A 24203-nucleotide genomic window follows, 5' to 3' on the forward strand; every position below is an offset into this window, starting at 1 on the left:
ATCGAAATGAAACATAGCGCGTGACGTTTGGCTGATTGACAACACCCCCCGTAAAAAGTCCCAATACGGTATACGAAGCCGTATATCCAAGTGTTATATCTGGATAATACGGACAGTGGCGGAATTCGGGGGGACCGTCTTTCAATCAAAAACGGGGAAACGACAATGCTAACTGCTACCATGCGGCGACGCCGCAAACCCTTTCTGCTGTCTGTTGCTTTCGGACTTGTCGGTTGCGTAGCAACCGTCGTTCTAACAAATTCCGCATCTGCGCAGGGCTTCAGTAACGTCGAAGCCAGCGGTACGGTTGTCGACGATTCCGGTAAGCCGATTGCCGACGCGAACATTATCGTTACGTCAAACAGCCAAGGGTTTACGCGCGAAACGCGGACTAACCGCGACGGTACGTTCAGCATTCCCGAACTACAGCCGGGAACCTACTCTTTCACGGTCGAAGCTGCCGGATACACGTCATACACCGAAAAGCGGATACAATTGGCGATCGGTGCCGCGACCAACCGTTTCGTGCTGGTCTCTGCAGCCGACACCGGCGATACGGACATTCTCGTCAGTGGTCGCCGCGTTGCGAGCGCCGATTTCGACCGGACTACGACCGGTCTCGTCATTGATGTCGCAGACCTTGCCCAGCGCGTGCCGATCGGGCGCGACCTTCAATCGGTCATCCGGCTGGCACCGGGTGCCAACGCCGGATCGGGCGCATTCGGCGGCCTGACGTCGATCGCCGGCGGCGCGGTCTCGGAAAACGCGTATTTCGTCAACGGCCTGAACATCACGAACTTCCGCAATTACCTGTCTCCGGTCGCGATTCCGTTCGATTTCTATCAGACGATCGAGGTCAAGACCGGCGGTTATGCGGCAGAATTCGGTCGTACGACCGGCGGCTTCACCAACGCCACCACGAAATCGGGTTCGAACGAACTCCACGGTGCCGTGCGGTTCAATTGGGAACCGAACGACCTTCGCTCGATCACCCCGGAAACCCGTGGGTCGGTCAACCGTAACAGCAAGTTCGAGCGCTCCGACATGATCGCCGAACTCGGCGGCCCGATCATTCCCGATCGCCTGTTCTTCTACGGCCTGTATCAGGCGCGCAACGTGACCAGCACGTCCGCCGGCCGTCAGTATTTCGACGATACCGACACCTATCTCGGCACGTCGCGGACCTTCACGACCGATCGCAGCCCGTTCTACGGCGGTCGCCTCGACGCGATCATCACCGATGGCCACCGCGTTGACGTGACCTATTGGAATACGAAAGGCACGAGCCGTTCGCAGACCTTCGGCAACACCCAGCGGCCCGCAAACCGGTACGACTATATCCGCAATATCGACGGCCCGTTTTCGGGCAGCAACATCCAGCGCTTTGGCGGCGAGAATTATACCGGTCGCTACACCGGCGTGTTCGCAGACTGGCTGACGCTCTCGGCACAATATGGTCGCAACGAAAACCTCGGCTTCTTCCAGTCGTTCAACACGTCCGGGCTGTCGCTGCCGCCGGTTACCGATGCCCGCAACCCCGCCGGGGCCGTCGGCCTGACCCTGCCCGGCGGCTCGGTCAACCAGTCGGAGGACGTTCGCAAGCAGTATCGCGCCGACGCATCGGTCCGTTTCGACCTGTTCGGATCGCATCACATCCGCTTCGGCTATGATCGCGAGGAGCTCTTCTCCTACCAGAGCTCGATCGGCGATGGTGGCGGCGTCAGCTACCGCATCATTCGCGCGCTCAACAACGATCCGCGGCAGCAGGCGACCGGGACCGACTATCTTCGGACCCGCACGTACAATGTCGTGGGCGGCTTCAACTCGAAGAACGAAGCATATTATATCCAAGACAGCTGGATGCTCGCCGAAGGGCGGGTGGTCATCAATCCCGGTATCCGCAACGATCGGTTCAGCAACGACAACTCGGCCGGTACGACCTTCTACAAATCGGGCAATCAGTGGGGACCGCGTCTCGGTTTCATCGTCGATCCGATCGGCGAACAGACCGACAAGATCTTCGGCAGCTTCAGCCGGTTGTACATTCCCGTCGCATCGAACACCAATATCCGCCTCACCGGCGGCGAATTGTATTTCGATCGGTATACGCAGTTCAACGGACTGGGCGCAAACAACGTACCGATCGCCGGTGCGCCGCTCGTCGTCAGCACGCTGGCGAACTGCCCGGATACCGGTACGCGTTCCTGCACGATCTTTTCCGATGGTCAGCCACGCGACGCCGGCACCCAGGTCGCGCAAGGATTGAAGCCGCAGTCGGTCGACGAATATCAGATCGGCTACGAAAAGCGGCTTGGTTCGTGGCGGTTCCGGACGTTCTATACCCAGACCAAGCTGAACGAGGTTCTTGAGGACATCGCGATCGACGCGGCGGTGCGCAACTATTGCACGGCGCAAAAGGTCTCGGGTTGCGGCGACGTTTGGAACGGCTTCCATCAATATGTTCTGGCGAACCCGGGCCAGCCGGCACGGATCACCCTGTCGGACCCGATCAACGGCGAAAGCACATCGCGGACGGTCGATTTCACCGCGGCACAGCTTGGTTATCCGCGCGCCCTCCGCACGCATAAATCCGTCACGCTGGAAGCACGGCGCGACTTTGACGGCATCTGGAGCCTCGAGGGGTCCTACGTCTATGGCCGCACGATCGGTAACTATGAAGGTGGCGTGAAGTCCGACAACGGTCAGTCCGATACCGGCCTGACGCAGGATTTCGACCAGCCGGGCCTGACCAACGGGTTGTACGGGCCTTCGCCGAACAATCGTGACCATGTGATCAAGCTGTTCGGCAGCTATCGTGCATTGCCGTTCCTGACCATCGGGTTCAACACCACCGTCACGTCGCCGCGCAGCTTCGGCTGTATTGGCCGGGTCCCGGCGGCCATCGACAGCTTTGCCGGCGATTACGGCGCATCGGGTGCCTATTGCCAGGTCAATCCGGACGGTTCGATCAACACCGACCGGAACGTGACCCGTCCGGTCGCATTGATCCAGCGCGGTTCGGTGTTCAAGTCGGACTGGCTGGTTCAGAATGATCTGGACATCCAGCTGATCAAGGACGTCGGTCGCGGACAGGCCTATCTGCGCGCGTCGATCTTCAACGTGCTGAACCTGCGCGCCAAGCTGAACTTCAACGAGTTCGGCACCGACGGCGACGGAAACGCTTCTCCGCTGTACCGCGATGTCACGCAGTATCAGAGTGCGCGGTCGGTCCGTTTGCAGGCGGGCGTGACGTTCTGATATTTTGGAAGTGAACGATGGGGGACGAGTGTGGTCACGCACCCGTCCCCTTTCCATTGCAGGCCGGTATCTGATCAAGGCGCACTCGTTGCCCGAGCAGCGCGTGGCGAACCTACATGCCGCCACGAACTTCACCCCGCACGCAAATCGCATTCGACCGCAGTACCGTCCGCCGCTCCCGACACCGTTCCGAACCGCGGCAAATGCGGACCAACGGAGAGCACAGCGTAGACCATCCGCGATCGGCAACTCGCTGGATCCACTCTGCCGCCGATGCGACCTATTCGAAGATCGTGAGCAGCGTCATCCCGGCACTGGTCGGCAACCGCCGGCCTGCCCGAATTCCTGTTCGACGACCCGTCGGACGACTTCAACCTCTACACGATCAGGGACTCGACCTTTGTCAACGGCTTCCCGACGGTACGCCCGGTCGACCGCATCGAACCGGGGCTGAACGGCAACAACCTTTTCGACCAGCCCGGCTTCCGGGGCGGTAACAGCCCGAACCCCATCCGCTCACCTCACCCAGCGCGCCTTGTCCCCGTCGAGCACCAGCCGGAACCACGGTGCCGCCGTCCCCCCGAAATGCCTGCGCCGCGTCGCGCCATCGCTCGGCTCCGTCCCATTCAGCCCCACCGAATCGGCAAAGCTGATGACGTCCAGTTCACCGGTCACCCACCAGCAATAGGCCTGATACGGCTCGGCCAGCGGATTGCCCGCGACCAGCCCCGATCCGTTGAGCGGCACCCACGGCCCGGCCATGCTGTCTGCCACCGCACCGTACAGCCCGGTCGGCGCACCGGTGCCGTCGACGAACCGCTTCGCCTGCGTCGACCAGAACAGATAATAGCGCCCCTCGACCACCACGATATGCGGCCGTTCCAGCTCGCTATTGACCCCGATCGACTCCAGCAACGGTGCCGCCAGTCGCCACGCCTGATCGGGCGTGTCGCGCTTCGCCACGCCGATCACCCCGTCCTGAACGTCGTCGACCCATCCGGCCGATCCGACGAACAACAGATATTCCGCGCCATCGGCGGGATCGCGGAAATAGCCCGGATCGCGAAAGCCCTTGATCCGGCCATCGACCGCGTCTGCCTGATCGGCGCGCAGATAGGTCGCACCATCGGCGGCGATCGATTCCACCGGCGTCGACCAGTCGCCGACCCGGCCATCGGCAAAGCGCCCGACGCTTTCGAACAATCGCTGTTCGAACGTCCGCGCCTGCCCCCGCCGCCCCGATGCGGTGAAATACAGGGTCAGCGTCACGCCATCCTCGGCCAGCACCGCCGATCCCGACCATTCGCGGCTGCCCGGCGTGAACCCGTCGGGAAACGCATCGCCATGATCGCGCCAGCCATCGGCGCCATGGCTGGTCAGCCGGATGCGCGCCGCATCATGCCGGTCGTCGGGATCGGCGAATTGCGGCGTGATGAGGAAAAACCACCAGCTACGGTCATCGACAAACGCCGTCCGCCCATCGGCAGTGGCGATCTGCCACATGTCCCACACGTCATGCCCCGGCACCACCGGGGCCAGATCGGACAACTGGAACACCGGCAATGCCAGTTCCGGCTGATCGGCGGCCAGCCGCGCGGCATCGATGCTCCAATGCGTCGGCAGCGGCTGGTCGGGGGCGGAACGGCGGGCGGGCATGGTCATAAGGGCGGCTCTCGACAAGAAACGAAGGTTCAGGCGGCGGTGATGGCGAACAGCGCGACGCTCTGCGCCTTCATCGCCGGGATCGGCAGGCCGGCATGGGCCAGCCATTCGCCATCCAGCACGACGCCCTCAGCGCGCATCGCGGCAAAGACCGGCGCATCGGGCAAGGGGTGGCCGGTGACGGTGGTAAGGTCGAGCAGACGCACCCGCACCCGCCCAGCCCCGGCCAATGGCGGCACGGGCAGCGGCAATGGATGGCGCACCGTCATCGGCTGCACCTGGCTGACGCTCAGCAACAGATCACCCGGCTCGCCATGCATCTGCCACACCAGCCCGTCGCCGCCCTCGCCCATCCACAGCCGGCCATGGTGCAACCGGTCGCGCAGCCCCTTATACCGCTCGATCGCCGCCGCCAGCGTCACCGCATCGGCGGGCGCGATCGCCGCCGGGTCCAGCTCGACGCCGAAATGGCCGGGCAGCGCCACGGCGGCGCGGAACGCCATGCCCTGGCTGCGCCCGGTCGAATGCGCCGGGCTGGCCCCGACATGCGACCCCATCATCTCGGGCGGCAGGAAATGCAGGAAGCCGCGCTGCATCGCGACCCGGCTGACCGCGTCGATGCAATCGCTGGTCCACATCCGGTGCGTCCGCGTGGCGATGCCGGCATCGCTGCGCCCGCCGCCACCGGCGCACGCCTCGATCTCGACCGCCGGATGCGCGCCACGCAGCCGATCGATCAGCGCATAGGCACCGACGACCTGGCGGTGATAGCCCGCCCGCCCGCGCGCATCGCCTGCCGGGGCCAGATCGCGATTATGATCCCATTTCAAATAAGCGATCGGCAGATCGCGCAGCAGCGCATCGATCGCATCGAACAGATACGTGCGAACCTCGGCCCGCCCCAGGTCGAGCACCAGCTGGTGGCGCGACGTCGGCATCGGCACGCCGTCCAGCTGCAATGCCCAGTCGGGATGCGCGCGCGCCAGATCGCTTTCGGGATTGACCATTTCGGGTTCGACCCACAGCCCGAACTCCATGCCGAGCGAAACGACATGCTCGGCCAGCGGTTTGAGGCCACGCGGATATTTGACCGGATCGGCGACCCAGTCGCCCAGCGCGGCGGTATCGTCGCCCCGCCCCTTGAACCAGCCATCGTCCAGCACGAACCGCTCGACGCCCAGCCCCGCCGACCGATCGGCCAGCGCCATCAGCGCCGCCTCGTCATGGTCGAAATAGAAACCTTCCCAGCTGTTCACATGCACCGGGCGCGGGCGCATCGCCCCGGCCCATGGTGCGCGCGCACGGACGGCGGCATGGAAGGCCTGCACCGCGCCGTTCAGCCCCGCGCTCGAACAGGTCGCCAGCATCTCGGGCGACGCATAGGTTTCGCCGGGGGCCAACCGGATTTCGCCGGGGGCCAGCGCCTCGCCCATCTGCAACACCCAGAACCCGTCATCGTCGCGCTCGACCGACAGCCGGTGGTTGCCCGACCATGCCAGTTGCGCGGCATGGACCCGGCCATGGTGCCAGCCCGCCTCCGGTCCGACCACGAACAGCCCCGGCGGCCCGGCATGGCCGGTCAGCCCGCGCCGGTTCTCGCGGACCCAGCCATGCGCCGGCATCGCTTCGTCATGGCAAACGAACTCGGCATTGTGACGCCCGGTAAAGCTGCGGATCGTCGCACTGTCACCGGGCAGCGGCAGCGTCCCCGCCGCCAGCCATTCGATATCCAGCACATCGTCGCCGTCGTTGGTGACACTCGCCGACAGGGTCAGCATATCGCCTGCCATCGCGATCCGCTGCACCGCAGTTACCCGCGCGGTCCGGTCGGTCAGCGTGACGGTGACACCGTCGGCAGCCGCATCAATGGCAACATCGTCGAACCACTGCGCAAACGCCCGCCCGCCGCGATGCGCCCGCAGCGCCGCCGGCCCGAACCAACCGGTGCCATAGGTCGGCACCAGCGTCAGCGGCTGATCGCGGTCGAGCGAGAACGACGCCTGCGGCCGCATATCGGCGAGCGGCAGCAGCATGGCAGCATCGACGCGCGGCCCCCACCATCGCCACAGCGGCGCGGCACCGTCCTGCGCTTCGAGGATCAGGCTCGACACCTGACCATGCAGCGCGATGGTCACGCCGCCGCATCCGGCGTCGCGCCGACCGGCAACCCGGCGCTGTTGCGTTCGCGCACCGTCCACACTGCGGCGGCGGCGGCGAACATCAGCACCCCGCATAGCGTCAGCACGTTGCGCGGATCGCCGCCCAGCAGCCGATCGTAGAACAGCCACATCGTCCCCGAAAAGATCAGCATCGGGATCACGATCATCATGTTGAATATGCCCATATAGACCCCGGTCCGCTCGGGCGGGATCGATCCGGCGAGGATGACATAGGGATTGCCCATGATGCTGGCCCAACCGATGCCGATGCCGATCGCGGGCAGGAACAGCATCCACTTTTCGGTGACATGCGGCAGCCACAGCATCCCGATCCCGGCCAGCACGAGGCAGATCGCGTGCAGGCTCGCCGCGCCCAGTCGCTTGGCCAGCGGCACCATCGCGAACGCGGCGAGGAACGCGACCCCGTTATAGAATGCCGCCATCTCGCCATTGGTCAGCACCGCCGAATGGAAACCCGACGACGTCGCCTCGGCGGTGCCATAGACCGACCGCCCGATCGAATAGATGACGTACGCCCAATAGGCCGCCATCGCATACCATTGGAACAGGCTCATCAACGCCAGCTTGCGCATCGCCTGCGGCATGTCGCGGATCGCCGACCCGATCTCCCTGAACATCGCGCCCAGCCCCTTGGGCTCGGCGGCGATGCGGGCGCGTTCCTGCGCCGACAGCGGCAATTCGGGCACGCGCCGGATCGACCACAGGATCGTCGAAAAGCTCAGCACCGCCCCGACCATGAACGCGATCCGCGCGGTATAGGGGATGTTGTGCGTATCGACCCAGTCCTGGTTCATCCCCGCCCACACCAGCAGCGACGGGGTCAGGAACGCCAGCATCTGCGCCGCGCCGGTAAAGGCGCTCTGCGTCAGGAACCCGATCTGGTGCTGGTTTTCGTTCAGCCGATCGCTGACATAGGCGCGATACGGCTCCATCGTGATGTTGTTGCCGGCATCGAGAATCCACAACAGCGACACCGCCATCAGCAGCGATGAACTGAGCGGCATGAAGAACAGCCCCAGCGCGCACAGCACTGCACCCAGCAGGAAATAGGGGGTGCGCCGGCCCCAGCGGCTGTCGGTCCGGTCGCTCAGCGCGCCGATCAGCGGTTGCACCAGCAGGCCGGTCATCGGCCCGGCCAGTTGCAGCATCGGAATCGTCGCCTCCGATGCGCCCAGATAGCTGTAGATCGGGGCCATATTCCCCTGCTGCAACCCGAACGAGAATTGCAGGCCGAGGAAACCGAGATTCATTTCCAATATGCGGGGAAGCGACAAATGGGGCTTGGAAGCTGGCAGGCGCATCGGACATCCTCAAGACAGACGCCCGTCTTTGCGAGCCTTGCCGCCCGTTATACCAGCTTTGTCGATCGTGACAACAATCGATTGCGGTACTGCCGGCAACGGTCGTTACGTGGCACCTTCGTCACCTTCGATGCCCGCATGGGCAAGCTGACGATCGTCGAAGAAGCACCTCATCCCGCCGTCTCCCGCGGCTTCTTCAAAAGACCGAGGAAATTGACGATCTCGCGCCTGCGGTTCGCCTCGACGGCCAACTCGTCCCCGACCCCCAGTTTCCACCGCGTCGGCCCGTGATCGGGTTCACCGTGCAGCCGGTCGAGCAAATCGGCACGATCCGCGACATCGGCCTTATTCTCCGCCAATCCGCCCTCGACCAGATCATCGGCCTGCGCCCGCAACGCGACCGCGAGCTCCTCAAGCGACAATTCGGGATGATATTGCACGCCCCAGAACACCCCGCCGGCATGGCGGATCTCGGCGGCCTGAACGCGGGTCATGTCGTTACCCGCCAACAGGACGGCATCCTGCGGCAACGCCTCGACCTCATCGCCATGGATCGCCGCGGCGTCCCACGCGGCCGGTCGCCCGGCCAACAGCGGATGCCCGCGCCCCGCGTCGGTCGCCACGATCGCACGTGCGATGCCGGCTTCCATCCGCCGTGGCATTTTTCGCACCCGACCGCCTGCCGCCGCGACCGCGATCTGCAGTCCTGCGCAGGAACCGAAGGACGGTACGCCCGATGCGAACACCGCGCGCATGAACGCCAATTGCCGCGCGACTTCCGGCGTCTCGTCATACACGTGCATCGGCGATCCGGTCAGAAAAACTCCGTCGAACCGCCGCACCATCTCCGCTGAAACAATCGGCGTATCGGCATCGGCAGGCGCGATCAGGGTGATGTCCGCGGCCGGGGCAATCTGCCGGAGGGTCGCGGCATAGCTTTCCCCCGCACTTTTCCCTGCCCGTTCACGACGCGCCTCGCGTTCTTCGGGCAATTCACTTTGCGCGACAAGATATTGCAGCAAAGGCCATCCTTCGATTGGGGAGCAAGCCGGTCGAACGCACGGCCGATGCAATCGCCGCATTCGCACGGACCGATCGGTCGGACCTGCCGGCGGGCTGCGGCCGCATCCGAAACCGGCTTGGCGAAGCGCTCCGCTGCCGCCAAAGTCGCGGTGCTTTCGGCACCGATCGCACAGGCGCATGCGATTTCTACAGGATGACCACCATGACCGTTCGTTCGTTTTCGCTACGTGCCGCATCATTGCTCGCGCTGGCGATGCTCTCCACCGCCGGGTCGGCACAGACACCGCGCCCCGCCCCGCCCACCGCATGGACATCGGCCCCGTTTGTCCCGTTGTGGACCGGTGCGCCGCCGGGCGGCGGGTTCAAAGCGGTCGCGGTGCCGGCGAACGATCCCGCGACCTTCCTGCGCAATATCGACCAACCGGGGCTGCGCCGCTTCACCCCTGCCCGGCCGAACGGCGCATCGGTGCTGGTCATTCCGGGCGGTGCCTATACGTTTCTGTCGATCGGCAACGAAGGCGTCGACATCGCCGGGCGGCTGACCGCGCTCGGCTATACCGTCTATGTCCTGACCTATCGCCTGCCGGGCGAGGGCTGGGCCGATCGTGCCGACGTGCCGTTGCAGGATGCGCAGCGCGGGCTGCGCATGGTCCGTGCCGCCGCGACGAAGGACGGGCTGGACCCGCACAAGATCGCGGTCCTCGGCTTTTCGGCGGGCGGGCATCTGGCCGCGACACTGGAGACCGACTTCGCGCAAGCCGTTCATGCACCGCGCGACGCCATCGACCGGATCGACGCACGGCCCGATGCCGCCGCGCTGATCTATCCGGTGATCGCCGCCACCGCGCCCTTCACCCATGCCCAGTCCGCCGCGCAGCTGCTGGGCAAGAACCCCGATCCGGCGGCGATCGCGCGGCGATCCCCGGCCGGGCATGTGACGGCGACGACGCCGCCCACGTTCCTGCTGCATGCGATGGACGATGGCGCGGTCGTGCCCGACAACAGCCTGTTGATGATGGCCGCGCTGCGCCGCGCCGGTCGCCCGGTCGAAGCGCACTTCCTCGCCGAAGGCGGGCACGGCTTCGGCGTCGGTCCCGCCAACCTGCCCGCCGGCCATTGGGTCGAGATGTTCGACCGGTGGCTGCAACGCAGCCTTGCCGAAACGTCCCGTCCGGCGGGTTGATCTGCCGGCTTGCCCGCGTTCCTGCGTCGCTTGTCGGTCATCGCGATCCGGCAGCAACCGGGTCCGGCGGGCGCAGGCGGCGGATGTCAATCAGGCTGCGCGACTGCTCCGGAAATCGCCATGGACCAACGTCCCGCCGCCATGGCCGGCGTCCGACCGACCGGTGGATCGCGGCAGGTTGAAGCGCCCGACCTGACCGGCAAGCTGGTCGGCATGGTTGGCAAGCGTCCGTGCGGAGGCGGTCGCCTGTTCGACCATCGCCGCATTGCGCTGGGTCACGCCGTCCATTTCGGAAACGGCGGTATTGACCTGCTGCAGGCCGATCGCCTGATGTTCGGACGATTCGGCGATCCCGTGGACCAGCGTGCTGACCTCACCGATCCGCTCCACGATCCGCCGCAACGCGTCGCCGGTTTCGTTGACCAGCGCGACGCCGGTGCTGACCTGCTCGCTCGACGCGGTGATGCGGGTCTTCACATCGTGCGCGGCGTCGGCGGACCGCTGCGCCAGTGCGCGGACTTCGCTGGCGACGACCGCAAAGCCCTTGCCCGCATCGCCCGCGCGTGCCGCTTCGACCCCGGCGTTCAACGCCAGCAGGTTCGTCTGAAACGCGATGCCGTCGATCACGCTGATGATATCGCTGATCTCGATCGACGCGCGTTCGATCGATCCCATGGCGTGGACCGCGCGATCGACCACCGTGCCCGACTGGTTCGCCTCGTCGCGCGCCTGACTGACGACCGCCTTGGCGCGTGCCGCGCCGCTTGCCGTCTGGCGGACGGTGCTGGTGATCTGCTCCATCGCTGCCGCGGTTTGCTCGAGGCTGGCCGCCTGCTGTTCGGTCCGTTGCGACAGCGCGTCGGAGGCGCGGCTGATGTCGAGCGCGCCTTCGTTGATGCTGTCGCTGGCGTCGGCAACCGCCTGCAACGCATCGGCAACGGCGGCCATCGCCCGGTTATAGTCGCGCCGCAACTGATCGGCGTCGTCCGGAAATGCGGTGTCGATGCGATGGCTCAGGTCGTTGCCGGCCAGCCGGTCCAGCCCGGCACCGAGCGCCGTGACCATCTGTTGCTGCGCCGCCGATGCTGCCGCCAGCCGGACGCCATTGTCGCGGAACGTCGCCATCGCCCGCGCCATGCGCCCGACGCAATCGCGATACGCCGAAAAGTTGATCGGTGCCGTAAATTCGCCTGCCGCCAGCGCCTCCATACGCACGACCGTCGTGACATAGGGGTCGCAGATCAGCTTGCGCGCAATCAGCGTCACCAGCACGATGGCAACGACGCTCGCCACCGCCGCGGCGATGAACGGCGTGGCGGGATCGGTCGCCGGCGGCCATAGCAGCGCCGTTGCCAGCGGCAGCGATGCCAGCGCCGCATTCAGAATAGCGAGCGCCACGAACTTCACCCGGATGGGTGCGTCGGACTTGAACCAGTGGATCACGGGATCCTCCTGAAAATGCTTATGGGTGATGGCCGCCGTCCTGTGCTCCATTCACCAACGAAGAATTAATCCGACACCCTCGAAAAACCGCGCTTTCCTGCGGTTTCTTTCGAAGCTTCTGATATCGCATCATTTATACAACCGAATGTTTTTGATGTCTGTACGTTGCGGACGATGTCGGCTGCGACCGTTCGCCGGAACACGATGCACGCTCCCCGCGCTTATCGCCGACCGACAGCGTGCTGCAATCAGGAGCAGATCGATGAACGACACGGGACTGACGATCGACGCGACGACGTTCACCGACAATCCTGCGGAATATCAGGTCGAGTTTGCCGGGGACGTGGACGGCGAACCGCAGCCGTTCGCCGTCCGATACAGCGCACTCGAAGCGCTGGCCGGCCGGCCGGCGATCGACGATCCCTTGGCGGTCGCACGGGGGCATCTGGACCTGCTGTCCGTCGCTGCCGGGAAAGCGCTGGCGCGTGGTCAGGCCATGGCACGGGTGACGATCGGGGAAGCCGACCTGCTGTGAACGAATCGCGCGGGAACCCAGTCGCATCACGGCCTCCCGATACTTGCCGATACTGAACTGGTATACGAAAAATCGGATTTTGCAGCATATTCTGCTGATCGTAACTGGAATTTCGATCGATAAATTCGCATTTTACTTGCAGCTGTCTTGCCGCAATCGATACCAGTCGGCCCGAATTTACGTTTCGTTAACCAGTGTTCACCTATTTTAAGCATCAACCAGGGACGCCGGTCTGGTCCGGCAACGTACCGCGGACAGTATCGGGCGGAGGCAGCGAATGGCATATCTTCCTACTGCGCAGGACGTTATCCGGGACTGGCCGCAGGCCGGCATGAACCGGTTGTATCGCGACGGCGATCGGGCCATGCGCGACCTTGCCATCGATCGCAGCGGCGTGATGAAGCGGGTACGTGACCCTGAACTGGCGACGATCGTCGGCTTCACCGCGGCCGAGTATAAGGCAACGATTGCCGGACTATCGATCGTGACCGGTCGGTGTCAGATCCTGCTGGGCGGCGTCGGCACCGATATCCACGAAGTTCCACTGGAAGATTCGTTCTGCGCGGTCACCGTCCAGCGCCCCGACGAACCACTGATCGTCCCCGATGCGACACGCGATCCGCGCTTTGCCCAGTTCCGTACCGTGACCGGACAGCCATTCGTGCGCTTCTATGCCGGCGTTCCCGTGCTCGATCGCAACGGTTTTGCGCTGGGGGCGCTGTGCATCGCCGACCGGACGCCGCGCACCGAGGCGTTCGACCCGACCATGTTGCTGATCCGTGCGCACGAAATCGAGCGGCTGCTGCGTTCGTGAAGCACCCTGCCTGACGCGCGCTTTGTATCCTTGCGACGCGATCGTTTCCGGCTACGATCCCGACCATAATAAGTTGGGAGAGATGGAAATGACCGCGCGCTTCGACCGCCGCACCCTGTTGGCCGGCGGCATCGTCGCCTCGACCGCAAGTGTCCTGCCGAACGGCGAAGTCTTTGCCCAGCGGCGCCGCATCTCGGCGAACGACAAGCTGCAGGTCGGACTGATCGGTTGCAAGGGGATGGGCTGGTCCAATCTGAACGCGATGCTGAAGGGGTCGGACGTCGTGCCGGTCGCCTTGTGCGACGTCGACGCGCGGGTTTTGGCCGAACGCGGCGCGGAGTTGAAAAAGGCAACGGGCCGGGCACCACGGCTGTACGACGATTATCGCCGGATGCTCGACGACCGCTCGGTCGATGCGGTCATCATCGCCACCCCCGATCACTGGCACGCGCTGCAACTGACCGATGCGATGTCGGCCGGCAAGGATGCCTATTGCGAGAAGCCGCTGGGCAATTCGATCGCCGAGTGCCGGGCGATGGTCGCCGCCAAACAGCGCCACAACCGCGTGGTACAGGTCGGTCAATGGCAGCGCAGCAACCAGCATTGGGCCGACGCCATCGCGCTGGTCCAGGGCGGCGGCATCGGCCGGGTGCGCAAGGTGAAGGCATGGGCCTATATGGGCTGGATGAAGCGGGTCGCGCCGCAGCCCGATCAGGCCACACCGGCAGGCGTCGATTACGACCGCTGGCTGGGGCCGGCACCGGCGCGGGCATTCAACCCCAATCGCTTTCATTTCAGCTGGCGCTGGTATTGGGATTATGCCGGCGGGCTGATGACCGATTGGGGCGTCCATCTGATGGATATCGCATTGCTGGGCATGAAGGCGTCGGTGCCGAAATCGGTCAGCGCGCTGGGCGGTGCCTATGGCTATCCGGACTCGGCGATGGAGACGCCCGACACACAGACCGCCATCTTCGATTTCGGCGACTATTCGGTCGAATGGGAACATGCGGTCGGCATCAGCCACGGCCCCTATGGCGGGCGCGATCATGGCGTCGCATTCGTCGGAGAAACGGGCACGCTGGTCGTGGATCGCAGCCAGTGGCAGGTATTTCCGGAGGTCAGCGACGGCAAGCCGCTGACGCGCGAGGTACCGGTCACCCGATCGACCGACAACGGCATCGACCGCCATACCGCCGACTTCGTCGCTTGCGTCAAGGATCGCACGCGAACCCCCGCCTGCCCGATCGAATCCGCCGCCAACACCGCGATCGTATGCCAGATGGGCAATATCGGCTGGCGGACGGGCCGGAAGGTCCATTGGGACGCGGCGACGGGTCAATTCACGGGCGACGCCGACGCCAATGCGCTGATCACCCCGCGCTACCGCGCACCCTATCGACTGCCGGTGTGAGCGATCATCGTGGCAGGGCAGGCTTTTCCGGCAGGCGACGCTGCGGTACGACATCGCCATGGAAGCACGGGATCGAATCCGGCGGGTCGTCATCCTCGGCGGGGGCACCGCCGGATGGATGACGGCAGCGGCGCTGTCGCGCAGTTTCGGCCGCGCGGTGGACGTCACGCTGCTCGAATCCGAAGCGATCGGGACGGTCGGCGTCGGTGAGGCGACGATCCCGACCATCCACTGGTTCAACGAACTAATCGGTCTCGATGAACGGGAATTCCTGCGCGCCACCAAGGCGACGTTCAAGCTGGGCATCGAATTCGTTGACTGGACGGCACCGGGCCACCGGTATTTCCATCCCTTCGGCCAATTCGGCGCGGCGTTGCCGGGCGTCGCCTTTCACCATCGCTGGCTGAAGGCGCGGGCGGACGGGATGGACGTGCCGTTGCCGGCGCTGTCGCTGGCGGCGCAGCTGGCAAGGCAGGGGCGCTTCGCCAAACCGGTCGGCGACGCGCGGTCGATCCTCTCGACGCTCGGCTATGCCTATCATTTCGATGCCGGACTCTATGCCGCCTATCTGCGGCAAATGAGCGAGGCGGGCGGCGTCCGGCGGGTCGAAGGCAAGCTGCAGGCGGTCGATCGCGACGGCGAGACCGGCTTCGTCACCGCGCTGACCACCGAACGCGGCGAGCGGATCGACGGCGATCTGTTCATCGATTGCTCGGGCTTCCGCGCGCTGCTGATCGACGAAGCGATGGGTGAGCCGTTCGAGGACTGGTCGCACTGGCTTCCCTGTGACCGGGCCGTGGCGGTACCCTGCGCCCGGCTCCCCGCAACGACGCCCTATACCCGATCGACCGCGCGGGCCGCCGGGTGGCAATGGCGCATCCCGCTGCGACATCGCACCGGCAACGGCTATGTCTTTGCGAGCCGCTATGTGTCGGAGGACGAAGCGACCGCGACGCTGATGGCCAATCTGGATGGCGAAGCGCTTGCCGAACCGCGACTGTTGCGCTTCACGGCGGGCACGCGGCGGCGGCCGTGGCGCGACAATGTCGTCGCGATCGGGTTGTCGTCGGGGTTTTTGGAACCGCTTGAATCGACCAGTATCCACCTGATCCAGAGCGGCATCACCAAGCTGCTGACGCTGTTCCCTAACCGCGACTGCGATCCGGCACTGGCCGACCGGTTCAACGACGTGTTCACGCGCGACATGGACGGGATCAAGGACTTCCTGATCCTCCATTATCATGCGACCAGTGGGCGCAGCGAACCGCTATGGCAACATTGCCGGACGATGGAATTGCCCGCCACGCTGGTCGCGCGCGAGACGCAATATCGCCGATCGGGCCGGCTGATCCTCGACGGCGACGAACTGTTCCGGGACGCGAGCTGGCTGGCGGTGCTGAACGGTCAGGGCATCGTGGCGCAAGGGTATAACCCGCTGGCGGACGCGATCGATGCCGATGGCAACCGGGCGCAGGTGCGTCAGATCGCCGACGTCATCGCGCGCGCCGCACCGACCCTTCCCCTGCACGACGTCGCGCTCGCGCAGGCGATGGGCGCGACATGACCGCACCCGACATCGTCGCACGACGGATCGGGGGGGAGCGACAGCCGATCGCGATCGTCGATCATTTCTATCCCGATCCGGACGGCCTGCGCGACTTCGCCAGCGCGGCACATTTCGAGCCGGCCCGACGGCAATATCCGGGGGTACGCGCGGACCTGCCGGACACGTATTTTCACGCGATCCGGCCAGCGTTGACGGGCGTGCTGACGCATGTCTTCGGTCATCGCGGCGGGGTTTCGCTACTCGACGCCAGTTTCTCGATGGTGACGAAGCCGCCCGAACGACTGACCGTAGAACAGCAGCTACCGCATTTCGACGCCATCGATCCGGCGCGGATCGCGCTGGTCCATTATCTGGGTGCGGAGAACAGCGGCGGCACCGCCTTCTATCGCCACCGCGCGACGGGGTATGAGACGGTCGATGCCGCGCGGGCACCCGCCTATCTGGCGGCGGTACAGGCCGAGGTGCGCGAGGAACCGCCCGCGCCCGCCTATATCGACGGGTCGACGGGGCGGTTCGAGCAGGTGTCGGCGGTCGATGCCCGGTTCAATCGTGCGGTGATCTATCGCAGCGCCCTGCTGCATAGCGGCGCGATCCCGGCCGGCGCGACGCTCAGCGACGATCCGGCGCGTGGGCGGTTGACGGTCACCGCGTTCCTGTTGCTTACTTGAGCCCCCGCGGCGGCTTTACCGCCAAAAAGACGGTGCTCCACAGCTGGGCGGCGTTGGATTCGTCGACGTCCTGCTTGCCCGCACCGAATGCCACGACCTGATATCGGCCACCGCGATAAGCCCATGACCATAGTTCGGAGCTTTGCGTAGCGCGGGTGGCGCTGATCGCGCGCCACAGCGTCGCCTGTGCGCGGGTCAGTACCGCGCGGATCGCGGCGGGCAGGTCGCGGCGGGCGAGTTGTCGCTCGAGACCGGCCGCGAACAGCGCCTGCTGCCACGACCACACGACCGCGCCGTGATAGGCGGCAGGGGTGAAGCGGGCCTGCACCGTCGCATCGGTCTGCGCGGCGTTGGCGACCAGCATGCCGATATCGGTCATCAACCCGGCCGGGAACGGCCGCATCGCGGCGGTGACATAGGTTTCGAGATCGGCGGGCGAAGGTTCGGCGAACATCAGCGCAAAGCCTTCGTCCGAGTTCACGATCGGGATTGGCCGGCCATTGTCGTCGAGCGCGATCGCGTGGAACACCATCGGGTCGGCCCCGATCGACGCCAGCGCCGGTGCAGCGGGGATGCCGAGCGTCCGGGCATAGGCATCGATACGAGGCTTGGCTTGCGCGGCGGGGAGCGACACGCGGAACAGCGCCGGGGCGCGGGTCCGCCAGACGCCGGCCATCGCACCGGCGCGGGTCAGCGCGGTGCGATCCGCGGGCGTCAGATAGCGATCGAGCAGGCCGGCGCGTAGCAACCGGGCGGCGGATTCCAGCGCGGCGGGGACGAACACCGCGTTGACGTCATAGGCGTAGCGACCGCGACCCAGTCCCTCCTCGCTATCGCGCCATTGGCCGGTCAGACGGCCCTTCGGGATCGCTATCAGACTGGAAAAAGCGGGATTTTCGGCGAAGGGTTGGGCGGTGGTGATAAGGTGACGAAGGTTACGCACTAGCGCCATTCCCGCGGGGGCGGTGGTGCCGGGGATGCCTTCGCTCGCCAGCGGGCGGGCGAGAAATATCTTTGCCGCAGAAGGGCTTGCGTGGTCGAGGAGATAGGCGGCGGCGACGGGGGCGAGCATATAGTCGTCGTCGACCATCGCATAATCGAGCACGGCCGCATCGCCGCGCTCCCGAAGTTTACGCCGATCGACCACGGCGAATTCGCCGATGCCCTCTTCATGCGCGACATCGCCGCGCGCATCGAGCCGCGCAAGGACCGACCCCAGCCCCGCCTCGATCGCCTGCGGCTGCAAGACCGGCATCAGCAGGCGCACCGACATCAGCGTATCGCGGCCGAAATAGGTCTGGAACCGCCACGACCCCGCGAGGAATTTCTCACGATAGCTTAGGAATCGGAGCGCGTTACGGGCAGCGGGATCATCGGCGGCGCGTGCGTTCAGCAATTCGTCGCGGGCAAGGCCGGTCAACGGCTTCTCCCCGCTCGACGCCAAAATCTCCATGCGCAGCGGACGGCCGGGTTCGGCGACCAGCGCGCCGTTGCGGATCGCGCCGGACAGCAACCTTATCTGCAACAGATAGCCGGGTTTGCCGTCGAGGCGCGGGCGGCTCCAGCGGATGGTGTTGCCGGTGACGACCGGATCGACCGCGACTTCGGCCGGGAACCGACCGACCGACTGATAGTCGCGCAGGAAGCGGATCGACGACAATACCGCCTGCCTGATGCGCAGTTCGGGCGCGTCGATGCTGGCAAGCGTCAGCACCGCCGGTTGCGGCCCGGCGATACCCGGCGCGGTGGTCGGGCGTGGTGCCTGTTCGAGCCGCCACGTCACCGCGCGCCCGACCGGTTCGAACCACAGGCCGACGCCGCTATTGCCCGCCGGAAACGCGACGAGGATGCGCGGATCGGTGCCGTTGCGCAGGAGCAGATGCGCCGCGACCGGCCCTTCGCGGACGAAGGCGTTGAGATTCTGTCCCTCGGTCAGCTGGAAGGCGAGTTCGGGGGTTCTCGCGGGGCGCTGTGCCGTCGCCAGTCCCGTTCCCGCCAGCATCGCGCCCGCCAGCATCCACCGCATCACGGTCTTCATCGCTTACTCTCTTCCGCGAAGAGCGGGGCTTCAGGAAGGCCCGCGTTATTTCGTACCTCACCGTACCCCCGCGCAGGCGGGGGTCCAGAGCCAAGCAGAACGACGTCCGGTGCCCGTGACCCTGGCCCCCCGCCTGCGCGGGGGTACGGAAGGATGACCGGTTCCCCCCTTCAGAACCGGAAGGTCAGCGATCCGCCATAGGTCGGGCCGACGATACCGCGGGCGTAGAAATAGCCGTCGGTGATCGCCTGTGTCTGCCCTTGTCGCGGATTGCCCTCGGTCAAGCCGACCACGTCGAACACATTGTCGGCGTTCAGGTTCAGCTGCACCCGCTTGGTCAGGTTCAGGTTCACGCCGAAACCGGTGACGCCATAGCTGGGCAGCGCGATGCCGTTGCCGTTGTCGGCGAAGATCTTGCCGACGAACTTGTAGCGGGCATATACCTCGCCCGCGCCATTGGGCAGCGTGAGCGTCGGCAGGATCGTGAACAGCTGCGCCGGCGTGCGTTCGGGACGATTGCCCTCGAACGACGCGCCCTGATCGACGCCGTCGAGTTGCAGGTTGAGCAGCTGCGGGTCCTGAAACACGCCCTGGAAATCGACCGAGAACCATGTTGTCGGACGCACGACGAAATCGATCTCAACGCCCTTCGTCTTCAGGTCGGCATTCAGATTCTGCTGTTGCGAGGGGTTGGTGGGGTTGGCGAAATTATAGTTCTGATTGTCGAAATTGGTGCGGAAGACGGTGGCCGAACCGGAGAAGAACCGACCCATCTGATACCGGACGCCCGCTTCGTACAGCTCGATCGTGGTGATCGGATCGACGTTGTTCGTCTGGAAACCGTTGGCGTAGCGCGCATAGACCGAGAAGTTCGGCGTGAGCAGATAGTTGGCACCGACCGTCCACGACGCCTTGCGCTGCGTGCGTTCGCGCACTGCGAGCACGCCGTTATACGCCGACCCGACGGTGCGGACCACGCCGCCGACCCCCGCCGGCACCGGCTGGCTGCCGGCCAGTTCGCCACCGTCGCGCGCGGTTGCGTCGTCGCTTTCCCAGCGGACGCCGCCGTCGATACGCAAGTCGCCGATCGCGACTTCGTCGTTGGCGTAGAGCGAGACGGTCGAGTCCAGACGCTCGCGGATGCCGGCACCCCAGTCGCCATAGGAAACGAGGCCGTTGTCCGACAGCGTGCCGATGACACGGTTGCCGGCGTCGAGCGCGACGATGTCGTAGATGTCGCTGTTGGTCTGCACGCCGTTGACGACGCTGGCGGTGGCCGACTGATCCTGCGACCGCTTGACGTTGTAATACATGACGCCGGCGGTCAGCGAGTTCTTGAAATTATCGTTCTCGAATTCCCAACGGCCGCCGACATTCGCGCCGAAATCGCGCCCGTCGATATAATCGTGGTTGAGCACGGTGCGTTGCAGGAAGCCGTTGCCGTTCAGCGCGTTCAGGTCCGCCGTCTGGTTCGAGCCAAGCACCACGCCGGTGCGCAGATTCTTGATGCCGAAGCGCACCGTGTTGGGAAAGGCGGCGGCACCCAGCGTCAGCAGGCCGTCGATCGGCGAATTGCCACCGGGCGTCAGATAGTTCTGCGCGCTGGTCAGGCCGCCGTTACCGGTGCCCGAACCGGGGAACAGACCGTTGAAGTCGTAGGAATATTTCAGGTACCGGGCGTGCGCGAACAGATCGATCGTGTCGGTCAGCGGCTTTTCGACGTCGAAGCGGACCTGCGCGGTCTTTGCCTTGATCCCGTCGCGGTAGCGGAATTCGCGGAAGCCGCTGGGGTGCGCCAGCGTCGATACCGGCACGGCGATGTTGGCGAACGCGTCGCCGCCGACATTGCCGAATTGGGTATCGAGGCCGGGTATCCCCTTCACCTCGCCATCGTCGAGCCGGTAGGGCATCGTCGCGTAATAGGCGTTCTCGACATCGCCGCCCTTTGCCGACAGGCGGACATAGCCGCCGCCGTCGAAGCGATATTCGAGCATGCTCTTGATCCGCCAGCCGGCATAGTCGAACGGATTGTCGCGCACGCCGGGGCTCGACTGGACATAGCCACCGATGTTGAAGGCGAGTTTGTCGCTGAGCGGCTGCGAATAATAGAAGTCGCCGCGCTTCATGCCGTAATTATAGGCGGTGACGCGCGCCGCCCCTTCGGCTTCGTTGAAGTTCGGCCGGCGCGAGATGAAGTTGATCGTCGCACCCGCGCCGTTGACGGTCAGCACGCCCGACGAACCGCCCTTGACCGCTTCGAGGCGATCGATGGTCAGATCCTGATCGAAGAAGAAGTCGGCACCGCCGCCGCCGTAGAGGATCGGCATGCCGTCCTCCTGCAACTGCACGAACCGCTGGCCACCGCCCTGAAGGCCGCGGACCGAGTAGTTGTTCGACACCTGACCCGCCGTCGCCTCGACAAAGATGCCGGGGACCAGTTCGAGCATGTCGGCGGTCGACCGCGGCGCGCGCCGGTCGATATCGGCGCGGTCGGCGAGCGTGATGTCGGCCGATGCGGTGATGAGCGGACGGTCGCGGGTGGTCGTGCCGGTGACGACGATGACGTCCTGTTCGTCGTCGGCCGTCGCGGCATCGGTGCCCTGCATGGCCGCCGGATCGGCGGGCGGCGTCTGTGCAAAGGCAGCGACCGGCAGCAGCGTCGCGCCAGCCAGCAACGCCGCACGCGCGCCGAAGCGATGGAATGTCAGCATGATCCTCTCCACGGTATATTCTTTGGCTCCGGGGCTGCCGGAACCGGTTACAACTAGACCCCGGCCGATAGGGCTGCAATGTTGGTTAACGGACCCAAGTATTTGCGAGCCGGACTGTGGCGATCAGGCAACATTTTGTAGAACAAATACGCTTGCGCCGTCGTACCCTTTTGGAGGTTTCGTTGCTCGCGACGGCAGCGGCGGTCCTGCCGGGACGGGCCGCTGCGGCGCCGGCAGCGTCGGCACCGGTCGAGGCGCTGCTGGCGCGCATGACGCTGGCGGAAAAGGCCGGGCAGCTCAGCTGTTTCAACGACGAGATCCGGCCGGTCGGCGCAGTCTTCAATCCGGTGGTCGATCCACGCGGGCTGGGCGCGATGCTGGCCGATATCCGGGCCGGGCGCGTCGGGATGGTGTTCAACGGCTATGGCGTGGCCGGGGCACGGCGGGCGCAGGAAGCGGCATTGTCGAGCCGGCTGCGCATCCCCCTCGCCTTCGCCGCCGACGTGCTGCACGGGTGCCGGACGATCTTTCCGATCCCGCTGGGCGAGGCGGCGGCGTTCGACCCCGACCTGTCGCGGCGCGCCGCACGGGCGGTGGCGCGCGAGACGACGGCGGGCGGCATCCACTGGACCTTTGCGCCGATGGTCGACGTCGCGCGCGACCAGCGATGGGGCCGGGTGGCGGAGGGTGCGGGCGAGGACGTGCTGCTCAACCGGGTGCTGGCAACGGCGCGGGTCGAGGGGTTTCAGGGACCGGACCTGACGCGGCCCGATGCGTTGCTGGCGACGCCCAAACATTTCGTCGGCTATGGCGCGGTGCGCGGCGGCATGGAATATGCCGCGGTCGACATGAGCGAGGCGGAGCTGCGCGAGACGTTCGTGCCGCCCTTCGCCGCCGCCTTTACCGCCGGCGCGGGCGCGACGATGGCGTCGTTCACCGATTTCGGCGGGATACCGGTCAGCGCCAACCGCGCGCTGCTGACCGATCTGCTGCGCGGGGAATTGCGCTTCGATGGGGTGTGCGTGTCGGATTACGATGCCGATCGCGAGCTGATCGCGCACGGGATCGCCGCCGACGAGGCCGATGCGGCGCGGCTGGCGATGCTGGCCGGGATCGATATGTCGATGCAGAGCGGGCTGTATGTCCGGCATCTGCCGGCGCTGGTCGAAACCGGCCGGGTGCCGATGGCGGCGGTCGATCGGGCGGTGCGGCGGGTGCTGACGCTGAAGGAGCGGCTGGGGCTGTTCGACGATCCGTTCCGGTCGATCGATGCGAAAGCCGAGCGGCGCGAGACCGGCAGCGCCGCGATCAAACGGGTCGCGCGCGAGGTCGCGACGCGGTCGATCGTGCTGTTGCGCAACGACGGCGGGTTGTTGCCGCTGCCGCGGACGGGAAAACGCATCGCGCTGATCGGGCCGTTCGGGGCGGACCGGACGAATCTCAACGGGCCATGGTCGTTCGCGGGCGATGCGATGGACGGGATCGATATCGCCAGCGGATTGCGGGCGATGCTGCGCGATCCGGCGGTGCTGACGGTCGAGGCGGGGTCGGGGATCGGCGAGCCGCTGGTCGGCGGGATCGAACGTGCGGTGGCGGCGGCGCGGGCGGCCGATGTGGTGCTGCTGGCGATCGGCGAGGGGGCCGACCTGTCGGGCGAGGGCAACAGCCGGACCGAGATCACCGTGCCGCCGGCGCAACAGGCGCTGGCCGAGGCGGTGGCGGCGACGGGCACGCCGGTGGTCGTGCTGTTGCGGCATGGCCGGGCGCTGGCACTGAGCGGGGCGGTGCGCGATGCGCCGGCCTTGCTCGCGACGTGGTTTCTGGGGGAGCAGACCGGGGCGGCGATCGCCGACATCGTGTTCGGGGTGGTCGAACCGACCGGACGACTGCCAGTCAGCTTTCCGATCGCGAGCGGGCAGCAGCCCTGGTCGTACGACCGGCGCAGTACCGGGCGGCCCGCGCCCGACACCGACCCGATGCTGGCGGGGCGCAGTCGCTGGCGCGATGCGCCGGACCGGGCGCTGTACCCGTTCGGGTCGGGCATGGGCTATACGCGGTTCGCCGTGTCGGACCTGCGGGTGCCGGCGGTGGTCCCGGCCGGGGCGGCGGTGCCGGTGTCGGTGCTGGTCCGCAATATCGGCGAACGCGCGGGCACGACGCTGGTCCGCGTCGATGTCCATGACCGGGTCGCGAGCCGGACGCGACCGGTGCGGCAGATGAAGGCGTTCGCACGGGTGACGCTGGCGGCGGGAGCCGAGGCGCGGGTCGATCTGAGGATCGCGGGCGACGATCTGGCGCTGGTCGCCGGCGACGGCGCGTGGCGGATCGAGCCGGGGGCGTTCGACCTGTGGGTTCATGCAGGCGACGGCGTCGAGGTGACGGGAACGTTCGCGGTGCGCTGACGCG

At 65.9% G+C, this 24203-nt stretch carries 15 protein-coding genes; 8 read left to right on the forward strand and 7 right to left on the reverse strand.

The window, feature by feature from the left end; genetic code table 11:
- Nucleotides 1-180 precede the first annotated feature (180 nt).
- Nucleotides 181-3258 (forward strand): TonB-dependent receptor, encoded by a 3078-nt coding sequence (locus ASE50_RS15580; protein ID WP_268794945.1) that lies wholly within the window; start codon nucleotides 181-183, stop codon nucleotides 3256-3258.
- 516 nt (nucleotides 3259-3774) lie between these two features.
- Here the strand turns inward: ASE50_RS15580 and ASE50_RS15585 are convergent.
- The 4 genes from ASE50_RS15585 to ASE50_RS15600 form a co-directional block, all read right to left on the reverse strand.
- A complete protein-coding gene (locus ASE50_RS15585; RefSeq protein ID WP_235512390.1) occupies nucleotides 3775-4920 on the reverse strand; it encodes a glycoside hydrolase family 68 protein in 1146 nt (381 codons plus the stop codon).
- Between the two features lie 29 nt (nucleotides 4921-4949).
- Complete coding sequence (locus tag ASE50_RS15590) at nucleotides 4950-7055, reverse strand: alpha-galactosidase (protein WP_056402930.1); 2106 nt, start codon at nucleotides 7053-7055, stop codon at nucleotides 4950-4952.
- Complete coding sequence (locus ASE50_RS15595; protein WP_414882320.1) at nucleotides 7052-8350, reverse strand: MFS transporter; 1299 nt, start codon at nucleotides 8348-8350, stop codon at nucleotides 7052-7054. Before ASE50_RS15595 ends, ASE50_RS15590 begins: the two co-directional genes overlap by 4 nt.
- Nucleotides 8351-8571: 221 nt before the next feature.
- Nucleotides 8572-9423: a type 1 glutamine amidotransferase gene (locus ASE50_RS15600; protein ID WP_056402611.1), complete on the reverse strand. Its 852-nt coding sequence runs from the start codon at nucleotides 9421-9423 to the stop codon at nucleotides 8572-8574.
- A gap of 203 nt (nucleotides 9424-9626) precedes the next feature.
- Here ASE50_RS15600 and ASE50_RS15605 point away from each other — a divergent pair, with 203 nt between their 5' ends.
- Nucleotides 9627-10607: an alpha/beta hydrolase gene (locus ASE50_RS15605; RefSeq protein ID WP_235512391.1), complete on the forward strand. Its 981-nt coding sequence runs from the start codon at nucleotides 9627-9629 to the stop codon at nucleotides 10605-10607.
- A gap of 90 nt (nucleotides 10608-10697) precedes the next feature.
- On the opposite strand, the gene ASE50_RS15610 is transcribed toward ASE50_RS15605, so the two are convergent.
- Complete coding sequence (locus ASE50_RS15610) at nucleotides 10698-12050, reverse strand: methyl-accepting chemotaxis protein (protein WP_235512392.1); 1353 nt, start codon at nucleotides 12048-12050, stop codon at nucleotides 10698-10700.
- Nucleotides 12051-12312: 262 nt separating this feature from the next.
- Here ASE50_RS15610 and ASE50_RS15615 point away from each other — a divergent pair, with 262 nt between their 5' ends.
- The 5 genes from ASE50_RS15615 (at nucleotide 12313) to ASE50_RS15635 (ending at nucleotide 17048) form a co-directional block, all read left to right on the forward strand.
- A complete protein-coding gene (locus ASE50_RS15615; protein ID WP_056402617.1) occupies nucleotides 12313-12585 on the forward strand; it encodes a hypothetical protein in 273 nt (90 codons plus the stop codon).
- Nucleotides 12586-12862: 277 nt separating this feature from the next.
- Nucleotides 12863-13399 (forward strand): GAF domain-containing protein, encoded by a 537-nt coding sequence (locus tag ASE50_RS15620; protein WP_082439065.1) that lies wholly within the window; start codon nucleotides 12863-12865, stop codon nucleotides 13397-13399.
- An 88-nt stretch (nucleotides 13400-13487) separates the two neighbouring features.
- Entirely contained in the window at nucleotides 13488-14813 is a 1326-nt protein-coding gene (locus tag ASE50_RS15625) for a Gfo/Idh/MocA family protein (RefSeq protein ID WP_056402936.1), read from the forward strand.
- A gap of 58 nt (nucleotides 14814-14871) precedes the next feature.
- Nucleotides 14872-16377: a tryptophan halogenase family protein gene (locus ASE50_RS15630; protein WP_056402624.1), complete on the forward strand. Its 1506-nt coding sequence runs from the start codon at nucleotides 14872-14874 to the stop codon at nucleotides 16375-16377.
- Entirely contained in the window at nucleotides 16374-17048 is a 675-nt protein-coding gene (locus ASE50_RS15635; RefSeq protein ID WP_056402628.1) for a DUF6445 family protein, read from the forward strand. The genes ASE50_RS15630 and ASE50_RS15635 overlap by 4 nt, the downstream gene beginning before the upstream one ends.
- On the opposite strand, the gene ASE50_RS15640 is transcribed toward ASE50_RS15635, so the two are convergent.
- Nucleotides 17041-19086: a hypothetical protein gene (locus ASE50_RS15640; RefSeq protein WP_056402631.1), complete on the reverse strand. Its 2046-nt coding sequence runs from the start codon at nucleotides 19084-19086 to the stop codon at nucleotides 17041-17043. The two genes, ASE50_RS15635 and ASE50_RS15640, sit on opposite strands and share 8 nt — an antisense overlap.
- Nucleotides 19087-19256: 170 nt before the next feature.
- Entirely contained in the window at nucleotides 19257-21797 is a 2541-nt protein-coding gene (locus tag ASE50_RS15645) for a TonB-dependent receptor domain-containing protein (RefSeq protein WP_082439066.1), read from the reverse strand.
- A gap of 146 nt (nucleotides 21798-21943) precedes the next feature.
- On the opposite strand from ASE50_RS15645, the gene ASE50_RS15650 reads away from it, so the two are divergent.
- Nucleotides 21944-24199, forward strand: a complete 2256-nt coding sequence (locus ASE50_RS15650; RefSeq protein WP_414882348.1) for a glycoside hydrolase family 3 N-terminal domain-containing protein — start codon at nucleotides 21944-21946, stop codon at nucleotides 24197-24199.
- Nucleotides 24200-24203 lie beyond the last annotated feature (4 nt).

It is taken from the genome of Sphingomonas sp. Leaf5, from assembly GCF_001421155.1.
Taxonomy (GTDB): Bacteria; Pseudomonadota; Alphaproteobacteria; order Sphingomonadales; family Sphingomonadaceae; genus Sphingomonas.

Excerpts from the sequence above, each read along its gene's own strand:
- ASE50_RS15580 (WP_268794945.1), top strand. The coding sequence starts at position 181 with ATGCGGCGACGCCGCAAACCCTTTCTGCTGTCTGTTGCTTTCGGACTT.
- ASE50_RS15585 (WP_235512390.1), bottom strand. The coding sequence starts at position 4,920 with ATGACCATGCCCGCCCGCCGTTCCGCCCCCGACCAGCCGCTGCCGACG.
- ASE50_RS15595 (WP_414882320.1), bottom strand. The coding sequence starts at position 8,350 with ATGAATCTCGGTTTCCTCGGCCTGCAATTCTCGTTCGGGTTGCAGCAG.
- ASE50_RS15605 (WP_235512391.1), top strand. The coding sequence starts at position 9,627 with ATGACCGTTCGTTCGTTTTCGCTACGTGCCGCATCATTGCTCGCGCTG.
- ASE50_RS15615 (WP_056402617.1), top strand. The coding sequence starts at position 12,313 with ATGAACGACACGGGACTGACGATCGACGCGACGACGTTCACCGACAAT.
- ASE50_RS15620 (WP_082439065.1), top strand. The coding sequence starts at position 12,863 with ATGGCATATCTTCCTACTGCGCAGGACGTTATCCGGGACTGGCCGCAG.
- ASE50_RS15625 (WP_056402936.1), top strand. The coding sequence starts at position 13,488 with ATGACCGCGCGCTTCGACCGCCGCACCCTGTTGGCCGGCGGCATCGTC.
- ASE50_RS15630 (WP_056402624.1), top strand. The coding sequence starts at position 14,872 with ATGGAAGCACGGGATCGAATCCGGCGGGTCGTCATCCTCGGCGGGGGC.
- ASE50_RS15635 (WP_056402628.1), top strand. The coding sequence starts at position 16,374 with ATGACCGCACCCGACATCGTCGCACGACGGATCGGGGGGGAGCGACAG.
- ASE50_RS15640 (WP_056402631.1), bottom strand. The coding sequence starts at position 19,086 with ATGAAGACCGTGATGCGGTGGATGCTGGCGGGCGCGATGCTGGCGGGA.
- ASE50_RS15645 (WP_082439066.1), bottom strand. The coding sequence starts at position 21,797 with ATGCTGACATTCCATCGCTTCGGCGCGCGTGCGGCGTTGCTGGCTGGC.